The sequence below is a fragment of the Saccharothrix sp. HUAS TT1 genome, assembly GCF_040744945.1.
Lineage (GTDB): Bacteria > Actinomycetota > Actinomycetes > Mycobacteriales > Pseudonocardiaceae > Actinosynnema.
On the sequence record NZ_CP160453.1, the window covers coordinates 4,943,150 to 4,958,047 of the forward strand.

Here is a 14,898-nt window from a genome sequence, read left to right on the forward strand (position 1 = left end):
GCGAACGACCCACAACCCAGGGCGTCCGACAGGGCTAGCCTGCGAGGCGAATCCCTCGCCCGTTAGGAGTACCGTTTTGACGCACGTCCGCGGCGCCCTGTTCCTCGCGGCCGGTTCGGCGGCCCTGCTGCTGTCGGCCTGCGGCAGTTCCACCGACGGGTCCGCCACGCCCGGCGAGACCACGGCCTCGTCCGCCACCGCCGAGAGCACCACCGCCAAGAGCACCACCAGCAGCCGCGGCACCGCCACCAGCGCCGCCCAACCCGCCGGGGACGTCACCGCGCCCGGGTCCAAGCTGAAGGTCGGGGAACGCGCCGTCGTGCCGTTCAAGTACGGCACCGAGAAGAACGGCACCATCGCCCTCACGGTCACCGCCATCGAGGAGGGGACGAACGCGGAGCTGGCCAAGTTCGGCGAGAAGGCCAAGGGCATCACCCCGGTCTACATCCGGGTGACGGTGGAGAACGTCGGCGGCACCGACCTGGCCCACAGCTCGGTCAGCCTGCGCGCGCTGGGTGGCGACGGCAAGGGCACCGGCGTGATCATCAGCGGCGACACCGACCGGTGCGAGTCCGAGAGCGCCGGCCGCGACTTCACCACCGCCGGGGCGAAGTACGAGACCTGCGTGCTCCAGGGGACCCGCGAGGGTTCCGCGGTGGCGTCGGCGAGCTTCGACCGCGCCGAGGGCTACGAGAAGGCGCCCCTGATCTGGGAGAAGTGAGCACGAGCGGGTGACGGCCGCCGCGCGCGGCTCACGTCCGGTCGACCTGCCGGCCCAGGTGCGCCACGATGCTGTCGATGGTCGGGAAGTCCCAGGCCAGCGTGGGTTCCACCAGGACGCCCCAGCGTTCCTCGATGTCGACGCACAGCCCCATGGCGTGCACGGAGTCGAAGCCGAGCGACCGCAGCGCCGCCTCGGTGTCGACCTGTGACGGCGGCAGCTCCAGGTACCCGGCCACGGCGTCGACGAGCCAGGCCCTCAACGTCTCGTCAGACATGGTCCCCCTCCGGGTCGGCGATGATGGCGGCCACGGCGGGGGACAGCGCGCTGTGCAGCGCCGGCAGCTCACCGCCGAGGAACAGCTCCCGCATGTGCCCGCGCCGCACCTTGCCGCTCGTGGTGTGGCGAATCGCGTTCGACCGGACGACCACGATGCTCACGGACACGCCGAACTGCCTGGTCACGGCGTCGAGCACGGCATCGGCGAACGCGGCGGGGTTCCCCTGCGCGGCGCGGCGCACCTCCTGCACCAGCACGACGTGCTCCCCGGAGTCGGCGTCCCGCACGCCGAAGGCCGCGCCCCGGCCCGCGTCCGGGTGCGCCTCCCGCGCCGAGACCTCGACGTCCTGCGGGTAGAGGTTCCGGCCGCGGACGATGATGAGCTCCTTCAGCCGCCCGGTGACGTACAGCTGCCCGTCGAGGAGGAACCCCAGGTCGCCGGTCCGCAACCAGCGGCCGTCCGGGCCGGTGACGAACGTGGCGCTCGTCGCGGCGGGGTCGCCGTGGTAACCTGCGGCCAGGCTGGGCCCGGCCACCCGGATCTCGCCGATCGTGCCGTCGCCCACCTCGACGCCCGTGACCGGGTCGGTGACGCGCACCCGCATGTCGCTCGGCTCGCCGCACCCGACCAGCGGCACCCCGTCCGCGGCCGGCGCGGGCACGGCCTCGCCGGCCGCCAGCGACGCCGGGGCGAACGAGCGGACGGTCAGGTCGCGCTCGCGTGACGTGCAGGTGACCACCAGGGTGGACTCGGCGAGCCCGTACCCCGGTTTCAGCGCGCCGCGCCGGAACCCGACCGGCCCGAACCTGTCGGCGAACGCGTCCAGCGTGGCGATCCGGATCGGCTCGGCCCCGCTGACCGCCATCGTCAGGCAGGACAGGTCGAGCCCGGCCAGCTCCCCGTCGCCGATCCGGCGGGTCGCCCACGCGTAGCCGAAGTCGGGCGCCACGGTCCAGTCCACCCGGTGGTCGCTGATCGCGCGCAGCCAGCGGATCGGCCGGGCGACCACCGCCTCCGGCGAGAGCAGGACCAGGTCGGCCTCCGCGTGCAGGGACTGCAGCAGGAGCCCGACCAACCCCATGTCGTGGTGGTGCGGCAGCCAGCCGCCGATCCGCCGGACGGGGACGCCGCCGCTGATCTTCCCGAACAGCTCCAGGTTGTGCGTCAGGCTGCCGCGGGTGACCTCGACGCCGCGCGGCCGGCTGGTCGACCCGGAGGTGTACTGCAGGTAGGCGACGGTGTCGGCGCCCACCTCCGGCGGCTCCCAGGAGTCGGGGTCGGCGGTCTCGTCGAAGGCGCGTGCCGACAGGCCGCCGAGCGCGGCCACGTGCGCCTCGTCGGTGAGCACCACCCGTGCGCCCGAGTCCTCGACCAGGCGGTCCACCCGGTCGGCCCGCGAGGCCCCGGACGAGGGCAGGGGCGCGGGCACCGCCACGGCGCGCGCGTAGAGGCAGCCGAGGAACGCGACGAGGAAGTCCGGCCCGGCGGGGTAGAGCAGCAGCACCGGTTCGTCCGCCAGCCCGGACCGGGTCAGCCAGGCCGCCACCGCCCTGGCCCTCCGGTCCAGTTCGAGGTGGGTCAGCTCGACCGCCGGGCGCCCGTCCCGGAGGAGGGTGATCTTCCGGTCGGCGCGCGGGTGCGCGCGGAAGCGGGTGACGAAGTCCGTCATCCGGGCAGCCCCTCTCGGGTGTACCAGGAGATGAGGAGGTCGAGGACGCGGGGGCTGACCGGTGGTGTCTCGGCGTCCGCGCGGGACTCGAACTCGTACTCGTGGCGCAGGTAGGGGGAGGTGAACTTGCACCGCATGTTGACGATCGCCTCGAACCTGCCGAACGGCTCGGCCTCGACGTCCGCGGCGGTGACGGCGACCAGCTCGACGGGCAGGTGCCGGGAGATCGCGGCGAACAGGTCGGCCACCGGCACCGCGGTCGGGGGCACGAGGTGCCGCACCGGCCGGTCGAGCGGACCGCCCACCAGCGCCAGCAGCCGGTCCACCGTGCTGTCGACGGGCGTCAGGTGCAGGGTCGCCCTCGGGTGGCAGACGAAGCGGACGCGTTCGCCGGGGGTGCGCCTCGCGAACAGCGCGATGACCCTGATGAAGTCGTAGACGCCGAGGTCGGACAGCGCCCGCCCGGTGCCGGAGTGACCAACCATGACGCCCAATCGGGTGACCAATACATCACCCTTCTGTGCTAACTCGGTCTGGGAGAGTGCTACTTCGGCGAGTCTTTTGGAGTGCTCGTAGTGATTTCTGAACTCGGATGGGTGACCGTATTCAGGCCATTGCTCCAGCGCTTTGCCCTGAGTGGTTCCGTGTTGGTAAGCGGTGCTGACGTGGACGTACCGGGAACCGGGTTTCGCGTGCCGCGCGAACGCGGCAGCGGTGTTGGCCGAGCCGACCACGTTGACCGCGTGCAATTCGGCCTCGCGACGCGGGAAGAACGTGATGAGGGCGGCGCTGTGCCAATAGGCGCAGGGTTCGGCGAACAGCTCGGACGTCGGTGTCCCCAGGCCCGGTTCGGCCAGCGAGAACGGCCTGACCTGCACCTTCTTCACCAGGGCGGGGTCCAGGTGCAGCGTGGTCAAGGCGTCGGCGACCTTTCTCCTGACGACTTCCTCGCTGGCGCGCGCCAAAGCGATCACCGAGTCGCCGCGTGCCACGAGCGCGCCGATGAGGTGGGAGGCCACAAACCCATTGGCCCCGTCTACCACGTGGTCGGCCATGGGGACAACCTTCCCGTGTTCGCACAGCTGACAGTAGCCTTCGCATCGCCAGAGTAGTGCCCCTCGGAGAAAGGGTCGCAATCCCATGCTCGACGAACTGATGAAACGGAAACTCGCGCACCTCTTCGCACTGCTGGACGTCGACGACGACGGCACCATCGACAGGATGGACTACACGGCCTCCGCCGACCGGCTCGTCACCGCGTTCGGGTACGCGCCGGGCTCGGCCGAGAGCGAACTCGTCCGGGACCGCTACGACCGGTTGTGGGAGGCGGTCACGCTCCCGATGGACGCCGACGGGGACGAGCGCGTCGACGTCGAGGAGTACTCCGCGGGCATGGACCGGTTCGTGGCCGCGTCCGAGGAGGGCTATCGGAACCACATCGCACCGGTCGCCGACGCCTTCTACGACCTGATGGACGTCGACGGCGACGGCCGGATCACCCGGACCGAGTACGTGCGCATGGCCGCCAGCGCCTTCCGCCTGTCCGAGGACGCGGGCAGCGCCGCCTTCGACAAGCTCGACCTGAACGGCAACGGCTGGCTCGACCGCGACGAACTGCACGCCGCCAACGAGCAGTTCTTCCGCAGCTCGGACGAGGGCGCCAGGGGGAACTGGATCTTCGGCCCGATCGCGGCCTGACCCGCCTCCTCCTCCGAAGTGGCCCCAGCGGTGTTCCGAGTCGCGCCGTCCCCGGCGACCGGGCCGTGACGTCACCGCGTTGCGGTGGCGCCACGGCCCTTCGTGCGCGTCGGATGGGGCGGACGTCGACCCGGAAGCGCGTTGATGTCGCGGGACGTCCGGGTTCGGGACCGGTGGTGCGGGGTGCGGGTGGGGCATTGACAACTGCCGGGAAGAGTTCGTGTAATTCTTTCAGGTATCACTCTCCCCAACCGTCCCTGCACGCGGAGTAACGGGAGGTATGGCCATGTCACTGCCGCGCCACACTCGGGTCGTGGTCTCGACGCTCGGAGCCCTGGCGGTCGCCGCCGGCCTGACGACCGCGCCCGCGCACGCCCAGCCCGCCGCCGCCCCGGCCGGCTCGGTCGCCGCGGTCACCGACCGGATCGCCGCACGGCTGGCGGGTGAGTTCGCCGACGACGCCCGGCGCGCCGGCCTGCTGTCGGCCACCTCGACCCACCCGGTGCCGCTGGCGCGGGCGGCCGGGGACACCGCGCTCGGGCGGGCCGTGCGCGACGCCGACCGGGCGGTCCTGACCGCCAAGGGGTTGCCGCAGGACGGCACGTCCCTGCTCACGATCCGACTCGCGCACGCCGACATGGCCGCCGCGCTGCGCCGGGGCGCCGCACCGCTGGTCGCGGCCTCCTCCACCGACGACGCGGCGACGACCGTGACGGCCTACGACCGCGCGGGACGGCGGGTGGCGCTCGCCGCCGACCGGGTGCCGACGCGCCCGGTCTACCTGGTGGAGGTCGACGCCGCCGTCGCGCTGACCAAGGGTTCCGAGGTGCTGCGCTCGGCGCTGTCGCAGCGCGGCCTGTCCTCCGCCGTCGCGCCCGCCGCCGGTTACTGGGCCACGCAGCTCACGTCGATCCGCCTGGACGACGACCACGAGCCGTGGCACAAGGGCGACGCGGAGATCTTCACGATCACCGCCGGGTTCGGCCTGGACGGCAAGGTCAAGGTCGACACCGTCCAGCTCCCCTACCTGGACGACGACGGCAAGACCTACTACCCCAACCAGCTCCTGGTCCACTTCTCCGAGTACAAGTACGACCTCGCCGACATCGTCATGATGGAGGAGGACGGCGGCACCAACTACCGCGACCTCGCCCTCGCGCTCACCCAGGCGCTGCTGACCATCGTCGACGGCGGCGTGTACATCCCGCTGGTGAACGCGATCCTCAACGCCCTGCCGGACGGCTGGTGGACCGACGACCCCGACTACGTCGACTCCTGGTACACCCTCTCGACCGCGACCGGCGGCACCCTGCGCGGCGCGGCGGGCAACGGCACGATGACCGTCGCCCCGTACTGGGTCGCGCCGCTGTAGGGCGCGCACCGCGGGACCGGTCCCGCCCCCCTACGATCCTCGCCATGATCCCCGAACCGCCGCTGCCCGCCGACCTGCGGGCGCTGTTCGCCGACGGCGCCGACGCCGGCCGAGCGCTGACGGTCCCGCTGCCGCCCGGCCGGTCGATCACCTCCGAGGAGGAGGACGACGCCGGGCGGCCCGCGTTCTGGCTCAGCGACGGCCCCGCGCCCGCGGGGCTGTGGGAGCGCCTGCGCGCGGAGCACGCCCGATCGGGTCTGTGGCCGCTGCTGCTGGACTCGCTGGACGACGAGGACGACGAGTACCGCCCGTGGGGGAACGGCGAGGTGCTGCCCGGTGAGATGTCCTCGCCCGGCGACCACGTCGCCGAGGAACTGCTGGCCGGCTGGTGGGCGGACAACACGGCGGACGACCCGGACGACGCGTTGACCCCGGCCGAGCGCGCGGCCGTCACCGCGCCGTTCGGGCGGACCTGGCCCGGCCTGGCGCTCACCCCGCCGCTCGGCGCCGACCCCGACCGCGTCGCCGACGGCCTGGCCGAACAGCTCGTGGCGGGCCACCCGTCGATCCGCCTCGGCCTGGTCGCCGCCGACCGCGGCGCGGACGCGCTGACCACCGCCGGGTGGGTCGGTCCGACGAACCACACCGGCGACACCGCCGAGGTCTCCGCGGTGCTGCGGAGCTGGGAGGAGCGGTTCGGCGCGCGGGTCGTCGGCGTCGGGTTCGCCACGCTCGTGCTGAGCGTCGCCTCCCCGCCGACCACGCTCGCGAGCGCGATGGCCGTCGCCGCCGAGCACTTCGCCCTCTGCCCGGACAACGTCTGGCAGGGCGAACCCCCGAACACGCTCGCCGGCTACGCCGAACGCCTCCTGCACGACCACTCGTGGACCTTCTGGTGGGACTGACCCGACGGCTCTGGGGCTCAGTGAAATTGCACTGACGCGGGAAATGGGGCGGGCGGGACGAAAAACCCTGGCCCTTCCTCAATCCTGGAGTCATGTGACATGGTACTGACGTGGTCGCCCCCGATCGGGTAGTCGTCGTGGGCGCGGGCATCGTCGGCGCGGCGATCGCCCGCGCCCTGGCCCGCGCCGGCGTCGCGGTCACCGTCGTGGACCGCGGCGCCAGTGCGGGCGGCGCCTCCGCGAGCGGCGAGGGGAACCTGCTCGTCTCCGACAAGGAACCCGGCGCCGAACTCGCGCTCGCGCGGCGCTCGCTCGCCTCCTGGTCGCGCGTCGAGGACGAGTTGCGCGACGAGCTGCCCGCGGACTTCCCCGGACTGGAGCTGGAGCGCAAGGGCGGCCTCGTCGTCGCCACCACCGAGGCGGGCGCGGCGGCGCTGCACGAGCTGGCCGACGCCCAGCGCGCCGTCGGCGTCCGGGCCGAGGCGGTCGGCGACGACCGCGTCCGGGAACTCGAACCCGACCTCACCCCGCACCGCACCGCGGCCGTGTTCTACCCCGAGGACATGCAGGTGCAGCCGGTCGTCGCCACCGAGGCGCTGCTCGCCGCCGCGCGCCGCCACGGCGCGCGGGTGCTCCAGGGCGTCGAGGTCACCGGCCCGGTGCTCGACCGGGGCAGGCTCGTCGGGGCCGCGACCACCGCCGGAGCGCTGCCCGCCGACGCGGTGGTGCTCGCCGCCGGCCCCTGGTCCGGCGCGGTCGCCGCGCGGTTCGGGGTCGTGCTCCCGGTCGCGCCCCGGCGGGGCACCGTGCTCGTCACCTCCCGGATGCCGCAGCGGGTGCGGCACAAGGTCTACGACGCCGACTACGTGGGCGCGGTCGGTTCCGACGCGGCCGACCTGCAGGTGTCCGGCGTGGTCGAGTCGACGGCGGCGGGCACCGTCCTCATCGGCTCCTCCCGCGAGCGGCGCGGGTTCGACGAGCGGATCGAGGCGGGGGTCCTTGCCGCGCTCGCCGCCAAGGCGCTGCTGCTGTTCCCGTTCCTCGCCGACGTCCAGGTCATGCGCGCGTACGGCGGCTTCCGCCCGTTCGTCCCCGACCACCTGCCGGTGATCGGCCCCGACCACCGGCTGCCCGGCCTGTGGCACGCCACCGGGCACGAGGGCGCGGGCATCGGCCTGAGCCTGGCCACCGCCGAGGTGCTGTGCGGCCAGGTCGTGCGCGACGGGCCCGGCGAGGACCCGCTGGCCGCCGCGTTCCGGCTGGACCGCCCGACCCTGCTCCCGCACCTCGGAGGCGCCGCCCGATGACGGACATCCACGTCGAGGTCGACGGAACGCCCGTCGCGGGCCTGGCGGGCCAGAGCATCGCCGCGCTCCTGCTCGCCTCCGGCCGCACCTCGTGGCGCCGCACCCGCGAGGGCCGGCCGCGCGGCGTGTTCTGCGGGATCGGCGCCTGCTTCGACTGCGTCGTCACCGTCAACGGCCTGCGCGACGTGCGCGCCTGCCTGCGCCGCGCCGTCGACGGCGACCGCGTCGAGCTGCAGGAGGACGACCGTGCCTGACGTCCTCGTGGTCGGCGGCGGACCCGCCGGGATGACCGCCGCGCTCGCCGCCCGCCGCCACGGCGCGGAGCGGGTCGTCCTCCTCGAAGCCGACGACGACGTCGGCGGCCAGTACTGGCGGCACCCGCCCGCCGGGCGCGCCGACCCCGACGAGGGGGAGTGGCACCACCACTGGCAGCGCTTCGTCTCGCTGCGCGCCGCCCTGCTGCGCGACCCCGGCTGCGAGGTCGTCACGAACGCCCACGTGTGGTCCGTCGACCGCCGCGACGGCATGCCCCCGCTCGTGCACGCCCTCGTCGGCGAGCCCGACGGGCAGGACCGCGCCCAGCGCACCTTCGACCCGGCCGCGCTCGTCCTGGCCACCGGCGCCCACGAGCGCACCCTGCCGTTCCCCGGCTGGGACCTGCCCGGCGTCTTCACCGCGGGCGCCGCGCAGGCGCTGGCCAAGGGCGAGCGGGTGGCCGTCGGCCGGCGCGTCCTCGTCGCGGGCTCCGGCCCGTTCCTGCTGCCCGTCGTGGCCGGCTTGATCCGGGTCGGCGCGCAGGTCGTCGGCGTGGTCGAAGCCTCCGGTCCGGCACGGCTCGCGAAGGGCTGGGGCGCCAAGCCGTGGCGGCTGGCCGGCGTCGGCGTCGGCGGCAAGGCCGTCGAGCTGGCGGGTTACCTGCGGGTGCTCGCCGCGCACCGCGTCCCCTGCCGGACGGGCGCGGCCGTCGTCGCCGCCCACGGCGTCGACCGCGTCCAGGCCGTCACCGTCGCCCGGCTGAACCCCGACTGGTCGCCGGTCGCCGGCTCCGGGCGGCGGATCGAGGTCGACGCCGTCTGCGTCGGCCACGGCTTCGTCCCGCGCGCCGAACTCGCCATCGCGGCGGGCTGCGCGCTCGACGGGCACGGCGCCGTCGAGGTCGACGACCGGCAGCGGACCTCCGTGCCCGGCGTCCTCACCGCGGGCGAGCTGACCGGCATCGGCGGCGTCGACCTGGCGCTCGCCGAGGGCCTGGTCGCCGGGGCCGTGGCCGCCGGGGGAGAACCCGCCCCCGCCGCACTGCGCCGCCGCGCGGTCTTCCGCGAGTTCGCCACCCGGCTCGCCGCCGCCCACGCCACCGGGCCGGGCTGGCGGTCCTGGTTGGACGACACCACGGTGGTCTGCCGCTGCGAGGACGTCACCGCCGGCGCCCTGCGCCGGGCCGCCGGGTCGACCCGCTCCCGGGGCTTGCGCTCGCTCAAGCTCACCACCCGCGCCGGCCTCGGCCTGTGCCAGGGCCGCACCTGCGGCCGGACCGTCGAGGACCTGCTCACCGGCGTGCTCGACCCGGGCCGCACCGCCAACCGACCCATCGCCGTGCCGCTGCGCCTCGGCGAGCTGGCCGACCACGGCCGCACCGGCAACCGAGAGGACGTCCCATGAGTTCCGGACCGGCATCCCTGCGCGGGGTCGTCGTCGCCACCGCCCTGCCGTTCAAGGAGAACCCCGCCGCGCCCGCCGGCCTGGAGGTCGACTTCGACCGCTACGCCGAGCACTGCGACTGGCTGATGGCCAACGGCTGCCACGGCATCGGCGCCAACGGCTCGCTCGGCGAGTACTCCGCGCTGACCGACGCCGAGCGCCGCGAGGTCGTCAGGGTCGCCGTGGCCGCGGTAGGCGACCGAGGCGTCGTCGTGGCGGGCGTGCACGGTCCCGGCTGGCACCAGGCCAGGCACTGGGCCGAGCTGGCCGCCGAGGACGGCGCCCACGGCGTGCTCGCCCTGCCACCCACGACGTACCGGGCCGACCACGCGCAGGTGGTCGAGCACTACGCCAGGATCGACGAGGTCGGCCTGCCGATCATGATCTACAACAACCCGATCGACACCAAGGTCGACCTGGTGCCGGAACTGGTCGCCGAGATCGCCGAGCTGCCCAACGTCACCGCCGTCAAGGAGTTCAGCGGCGACGTGCGCAGGCTCTTCCAGATCGCCGAGCTGTGCGACGTCGACGTGGTCGTGGGCGCCGACGACGTGCTCTTCGAGCTGATGGCCGACGGCGCCGTCGGCTGGTTCGCGGGCTTCCCCAACGTCTTCCCCGCCGAGTCCGCCGCCCTCTACGAGCACCTGCTCGCGGGCCGCCTCACCGAGGCCAGGGAGCTGTACCGGCACCTCGTCGCGCTGTTCCGCTGGGACTCGCGCACCGAGTTCGTGCAGGCGATCAAGCTGTGCATGGACGAGGTCGGCCGCTACGGCGGGCCGTGCCGCCCGCCGCGCGGCCCGCTCACCGCCGACCACGCCGCGCGGGTGCGGGCGGACCTGCGCCGGGCCGTCGCCGGCATCGAGGCGTCGCGCACCGCCGAGGTGGTCTGAGGTGCGCGCGTCGCGGATGTTCTCCGCCGTCGACTCGCACACCGAGGGCATGCCGACGCGGGTGGTGACCGGCGGCGTCGGCGTCATCCCCGGGGCCACCATGAACGAGCGGCGGCTGCACTTCGTCGAACACCTCGACCACGTGCGGCGGCTGCTGGTCAACGAGCCGCGCGGCCACTCGGCGATGAGCGGCGCGATCCTGCAGCCGCCCACCCGTCCCGACGCGGACTTCGGCGTGCTCTACATCGAGGTGTCCGGCTGCCTGCCCATGTGCGGGCACGGCACGATCGGGGTGGCCACGGTGCTGGTCGAGACCGGCATGGTCGAGGTGACCGAGCCGGTGACCACGATCCGGCTGGACACCCCGGCCGGGCTGGTGGTGGCCGAGGTGGCGGTCCGCGACGGGCACGCCGACAGCGTGACCCTGCGCAACGTCCCGTCGTACTGCGACCGGCTCGACGAGGTGGTGGAGGTGCCGGGGCTCGGCGCGGTCCGCTACAGCCTGGCGTTCGGCGGCAACTTCTACGCGATGGTCGACCTCGACCAGGTCGGGCTGCCGTTCGACCGGGCGCGCAAGGACGACATCCTGGCCGCCGGGTTGGCGATCATGGACGCCGTCAACACCTCCGCGCCGCCCGCGCACCCGGAGATCGAGGGCGTCGACCACTGCCACCACGTGGAGTTCATCGCGCCGGGCTCGGACGCGCGGCACTCGCGGCACGCGATGGCCATCCACCCCGGCTGGTTCGACCGCTCGCCGTGCGGCACCGGCACGTCCGCGCGGATGGCCGAGCTGCACGCGCGCGGCGAGCTGCCGCTGGGGCGGGACTTCGTCAACGAGTCCTTCATCGGCAGCCGGTTCACCGGTCGCCTGGTGGCCGAGACGACCGTCGGCGGGCGGCCCGCGGTGGTGCCGACCATCACCGGCCGCGCCTGGGTGACCGGGGTGGGGCAGTACCTGCTCGACCCGACCGACCCGTACCCGGCGGGGTTCGAGTTCTGACGGGTGACGACCCGCAGGTCAGGGGTAAGGTCGGCGCCGTGCGACCCGGCGCCGCGGGTCCACGACAGCGGGAGGCTGCGGAGGTGGGTCCGTCGACCATCAACCCGGTGGCCGCGGGCGCGAGCCTGCGCGGCTCGGTGGAGGACGCGGTCGCCGCCGCCATCGTCTCGGGTGAGCTGGCGCCGGGAACCCTGGTCACCGCGCCCACCCTCGCGGCCCGGTTCGGGGTGTCCGCCACCCCGGTGCGGGAGGCGATGCTCAACCTGCGCAAGCGCGGGTTCGTCGACGTGGTGCGCAACAAGGGCTTCCGCATCACGGAGGTCAGCGAGCAGGACCTGTGGGAGATCGTGCGGCTGCGCCAGCAGCTGGAGGCGCCGCCGATGCGGGAGATCGCCCGGACGTTGCAGCCCTCGACCGCCGCCGAGCTGCGGGTGAAGGCCCAGGCCATCGTGGACGCCGCCGCGGCGGCCGACCTGGCCGGCTACCTGGCGGCCGACCTGACCTTCCACCTGAGGTTGCTGGAGCTGCACGGCAACCGCCGGCTCGTCGCGATCGTGGAGGACCTGCGCCAGCAGACGCGCATGGTCGGGCTGGCCGGCATGGTCGGCACGCCCGAGCTGGCCAGGTCCGCCGCCGAGCACCACAGCCTGGTCGACCTCCTGGAGGCCCGGGACGGTCGGGGGGCGGAAGCGCTGCTGACCGCCCACATCGGCCACGTGCTCGGCTGGTGGAGCGGCAACTCCGAGGACTGAGGCCACTCCGCTCCGGGTCACGGGGTGTCGCGGAGGCGGAGGAGCCCGGCGCCCTTGCCGGACACGCCCCGGGCGGCGGCCTGCCGGGCCAGCCACTCCAGGATCGCCCGGTTCGTCTCGGCCGGCTTCTCCTGCTGGATCCAGTGGCCGCAGTCCAGGCCGACCACCTCCACGGCGGGCACGAACTCCGGCAGGCGCTCGAACCTCGGGATCGTGTCGCGGTCGCCGTAGATCATGAGCGCGGGTTGCCGGATGACCGGGTCCGCGTCGGCCAGCAGGCGCCAGTTGCGGTCGAGGTTGCGGTACCAGTTGATGCTGCTCGTGAAGCCCGTCGACTCGAAGGCGGAGATGAAGACGGCCAGTTCGCCGTCGCTCATGACCGGTTCGCCGAGAGGCGCCTCCGCCCTGGCGAGGTCGATCATCGCCATGCCCGGCTGAGGCGGTTGCGGGGGCACGTCCTTGCGGAACGCGTTGCGCAGGAACCGGGCCGCGTGCTCGTCGAGCACGGCGTCCGCGACGCCCGGTTGCCGGTTGAAGTGGACGAAGTAGAAGTCGGCGCCGAACACGGCCTCCATGAACTCGATCCAGGGCGTCTCCCCGCGCTCCTGGTAGGGCAGGCTCAGCGCCACCACGCCGTTCACCCGGCCCGGGTGCAGCAGGGTCAGGCCCCAGACGACGAACGCGCCCCAGTCGTGGCCGACGAAGGTGGCGTCCTCGTAGCCGTAGTGGTCGAGGAGCGCGACGAGGTCGCCCGACAGGTGCGCGATGTCGTAGTCCGCCACCTCGGCCGGGCGGGACGAGTTGCCGTAGCCGCGCTGGTTCGGGACGATCACGTGGTAGCCCGCCGCGACCAGCGCCGGCACCTGGTGGCGCCAGGAGAAGGCGTGCTCCGGCCAGCCGTGGCAGAGCACGACGGGCCGTCCCGCGTTCTCCCGGCCCGCTTCGAAGACCTCCAGCTCCACACCGTTGACGGGGACGAGGGTGGGCCGGGGAAAGTCGATCGGGTCGGACATCGCACTTCCTGTCTGTGGTTCGGGGTCGCAGCCGGCGGCCGATGCGGTCAGGTGACCATCGTGTCGCCGAAACAGGCCACCTCGTGACCGGTTTGCTGTGGGAGTCTCGGCGGTGTGCGAGCCGACCGGCTGATGGCCGTCCTCCTGCTGCTGCAACAGCGCGAGCAGCTGACCGCGGCGGACGTCGCCCGGGAGCTGGAGGTGTCCGAGCGCACCGCCCGCCGTGACCTCGACGCCCTGGCGATGGCCGGTGTGCCCGTCTACTCCACGCGGGGCCGGGGCGGCGGCTGGCGCCTCGTGGGCGGCGCCCGCACCGACCTGTCCGGGCTGACCGCGGGTGAGGCCCGCGCCCTGTTCCTGGTCGCCGGTCCGGCCTCGACCGCGACGCCGACCGTGAAAGCTGCGCTGCGCAAGCTCGTCCGCGCCCTGCCGGAGCCCTTCCGGGCGCAGGCCGAGGCGGCGGCGTCGTCGCTGGTCGTGGACCCGCAGCGGTGGGGGTCGAGCCGGGTCGAGCACCGGCCGCCGCCCCGCTTCCTCGACCAGCTCCAGGACGCGGTGATCCGCGGCGCCCAGGTGCGGCTCGGCTACGTCGACAGCACCGGCGCCGGGACCGAGAGGACCGTCCACCCGCTGGGCGTCGTCGCCAAGGGCCCGTTGTGGTACCTCGTCTGCGACACCGAGGCCGGTCGGCGGACCTTCCGGGTCGACCGCGTGTCGTCCGCCGACCCGACCGGCGACCCCGTGCGCCGACCCGACGACTTCGACCTCGCCGCGAGCTGGCGCGAGATCGCCGACGAGGTCGACCGCAGGCGAACGCCCCTCGAGGCCCGGGCGACCTGCGCGCCCGACGGGCTGGCGCGGCTCCGGATGGTGCTCCGCGACCGGCTGGAGGTCGGCGGCCCCACGACCGACGGCCGCGTCGAGGTCGTGATCCGCGGCTACAACGAGTACGCGCTCGCCGGCGAGCTCGCCGGGCTGGTCGAGTGGCTGGAGGTGACCGGCCCCGAGGAGGTGCGGGACCGCCTGGCGTCGATCGGCGAAGCACTCGTCGAACGGTACGGCTGAAGTCGGGGCGAAGCCGGGAACCGGTGCGGCTCGAGCACTTCGCGCGTCAGCGCTGCAAGTCCGCGGTGTCCTCCGAAGCCCCGCGCACGGCCAGTGCGGCGTCACGCACGTCGGAGTGCAGGTCGAACACCTCGTCCATGCCGGTCATGCGCAGGGGGCGCAGGACGGAGTGCTGGGTGGCGACGATGACGAACGCGGTGCCCGAGCGCTCGGTGTGCTGGTCGATCTCCGCCAGCAGCGCGAGGCCGCTGGAGGCCATGAAGGTCACCCCGGTCAGGTCGAGCACCGCGGCGGGGCCGGCGCCCTCCAGCCACTCCAGCAGGTCCCGGCGCACCGCCCGCGTGGTGTCCATGTCGATCTCGCCGGTGACGTGCAGCACCGGCACGCCCTCGACCACGGCGGACGCCACCGCCGCGGTCGCGCCAGGACCCTGGTGGCCCATCGGTCCACTTCCCCTCGAAGCCGTGTCAACGGCGATGAATTGCGCGCTCGATCCCCGATGCGGTCGCGTCGACCACCACACAG

At 73.8% G+C, this 14,898-nt stretch carries 16 protein-coding genes; 11 read left to right on the top strand and 5 right to left on the bottom strand.

Features of this window, described 5'->3' with window-relative positions:
• The first annotated feature begins 76 nt into the window (after window positions 1-76).
• A complete protein-coding gene (locus AB0F89_RS23000) occupies window positions 77-721 on the top strand; it encodes a hypothetical protein (protein ID WP_367127616.1) in 645 nt (214 codons plus the stop codon).
• Window positions 722-752: 31 nt separating this feature from the next.
• Here the strand turns inward: AB0F89_RS23000 and AB0F89_RS23005 are convergent, their stop codons facing one another.
• The 3 genes from AB0F89_RS23005 to AB0F89_RS23015 are packed head-to-tail and all read right to left on the bottom strand — an operon-like array spanning window position 753 to window position 3,812.
• Window positions 753-998 carry an acyl carrier protein gene (locus AB0F89_RS23005; RefSeq protein WP_367127617.1) on the bottom strand — a complete coding sequence of 82 codons (246 nt, stop codon included), beginning with the start codon at window positions 996-998 and terminating at the stop codon, window positions 753-755.
• Complete coding sequence (locus AB0F89_RS23010) at window positions 991-2,670, bottom strand: fatty acyl-AMP ligase (protein ID WP_367127619.1); 1,680 nt, start codon at window positions 2,668-2,670, stop codon at window positions 991-993. Before AB0F89_RS23010 ends, AB0F89_RS23005 begins: the two co-directional genes overlap by 8 nt.
• Window positions 2,667-3,812 (bottom strand): SDR family oxidoreductase, encoded by a 1,146-nt coding sequence (locus tag AB0F89_RS23015; RefSeq protein WP_367127621.1) that lies wholly within the window; start codon window positions 3,810-3,812, stop codon window positions 2,667-2,669. Before AB0F89_RS23015 ends, AB0F89_RS23010 begins: the two co-directional genes overlap by 4 nt.
• Before the next feature lie 13 nt (window positions 3,813-3,825).
• Between AB0F89_RS23015 and AB0F89_RS23020 the strand changes: the two genes are divergently transcribed.
• The 9 genes from AB0F89_RS23020 to AB0F89_RS23060 all read left to right on the top strand — a co-directional run bounded on the left by AB0F89_RS23020 (window position 3,826) and on the right by AB0F89_RS23060 (window position 12,295).
• Window positions 3,826-4,368 carry an EF-hand domain-containing protein gene (locus tag AB0F89_RS23020; RefSeq protein WP_367127622.1) on the top strand — a complete coding sequence of 181 codons (543 nt, stop codon included), beginning with the start codon at window positions 3,826-3,828 and terminating at the stop codon, window positions 4,366-4,368.
• Between the two features lie 313 nt (window positions 4,369-4,681).
• A complete protein-coding gene (locus AB0F89_RS23025) occupies window positions 4,682-5,740 on the top strand; it encodes a DUF3103 family protein (protein WP_367127623.1) in 1,059 nt (352 codons plus the stop codon).
• 44 nt (window positions 5,741-5,784) lie between these two features.
• The gene (locus AB0F89_RS23030; protein WP_367127624.1) at window positions 5,785-6,645 is read left to right on the top strand and encodes a DUF4253 domain-containing protein; all 861 of its coding nucleotides are present in this window, start codon (window positions 5,785-5,787) and stop codon (window positions 6,643-6,645) included.
• 110 nt (window positions 6,646-6,755) lie between these two features.
• Window positions 6,756-7,952 carry an NAD(P)/FAD-dependent oxidoreductase gene (locus tag AB0F89_RS23035; protein ID WP_367127625.1) on the top strand — a complete coding sequence of 399 codons (1,197 nt, stop codon included), beginning with the start codon at window positions 6,756-6,758 and terminating at the stop codon, window positions 7,950-7,952.
• On the top strand, window positions 7,949-8,206 hold the full coding sequence (locus AB0F89_RS23040; RefSeq protein WP_367127626.1) for a (2Fe-2S)-binding protein: 258 nt from the start codon (window positions 7,949-7,951) through the stop codon (window positions 8,204-8,206). Before AB0F89_RS23035 ends, AB0F89_RS23040 begins: the two co-directional genes overlap by 4 nt.
• The gene (locus AB0F89_RS23045; RefSeq protein WP_367127627.1) at window positions 8,199-9,611 is read left to right on the top strand and encodes an FAD-dependent oxidoreductase; all 1,413 of its coding nucleotides are present in this window, start codon (window positions 8,199-8,201) and stop codon (window positions 9,609-9,611) included. Before AB0F89_RS23040 ends, AB0F89_RS23045 begins: the two co-directional genes overlap by 8 nt.
• Complete coding sequence (locus AB0F89_RS23050) at window positions 9,608-10,540, top strand: dihydrodipicolinate synthase family protein (RefSeq protein WP_367127628.1); 933 nt, start codon at window positions 9,608-9,610, stop codon at window positions 10,538-10,540. Before AB0F89_RS23045 ends, AB0F89_RS23050 begins: the two co-directional genes overlap by 4 nt.
• 1 nt (window position 10,541) lies before the next feature.
• The gene (locus AB0F89_RS23055) at window positions 10,542-11,543 is read left to right on the top strand and encodes a proline racemase family protein (RefSeq protein ID WP_367127629.1); all 1,002 of its coding nucleotides are present in this window, start codon (window positions 10,542-10,544) and stop codon (window positions 11,541-11,543) included.
• An 83-nt stretch (window positions 11,544-11,626) separates the two neighbouring features.
• Window positions 11,627-12,295, top strand: coding sequence for a GntR family transcriptional regulator (locus tag AB0F89_RS23060; protein WP_367127630.1), 669 nt, complete (start codon window positions 11,627-11,629; stop codon window positions 12,293-12,295).
• A 17-nt stretch (window positions 12,296-12,312) separates the two neighbouring features.
• On the opposite strand, the gene AB0F89_RS23065 is transcribed toward AB0F89_RS23060, so the two are convergent.
• Window positions 12,313-13,308: an alpha/beta fold hydrolase gene (locus AB0F89_RS23065; protein ID WP_367127631.1), complete on the bottom strand. Its 996-nt coding sequence runs from the start codon at window positions 13,306-13,308 to the stop codon at window positions 12,313-12,315.
• A 114-nt stretch (window positions 13,309-13,422) separates the two neighbouring features.
• On the opposite strand from AB0F89_RS23065, the gene AB0F89_RS23070 reads away from it, so the two are divergent.
• The gene (locus tag AB0F89_RS23070) at window positions 13,423-14,373 is read left to right on the top strand and encodes a helix-turn-helix transcriptional regulator (protein WP_367127632.1); all 951 of its coding nucleotides are present in this window, start codon (window positions 13,423-13,425) and stop codon (window positions 14,371-14,373) included.
• Window positions 14,374-14,419: 46 nt separating this feature from the next.
• On the opposite strand, the gene AB0F89_RS23075 is transcribed toward AB0F89_RS23070, so the two are convergent.
• Entirely contained in the window at window positions 14,420-14,815 is a 396-nt protein-coding gene (locus AB0F89_RS23075) for an STAS domain-containing protein (RefSeq protein WP_367127633.1), read from the bottom strand.
• Window positions 14,816-14,898 lie beyond the last annotated feature (83 nt).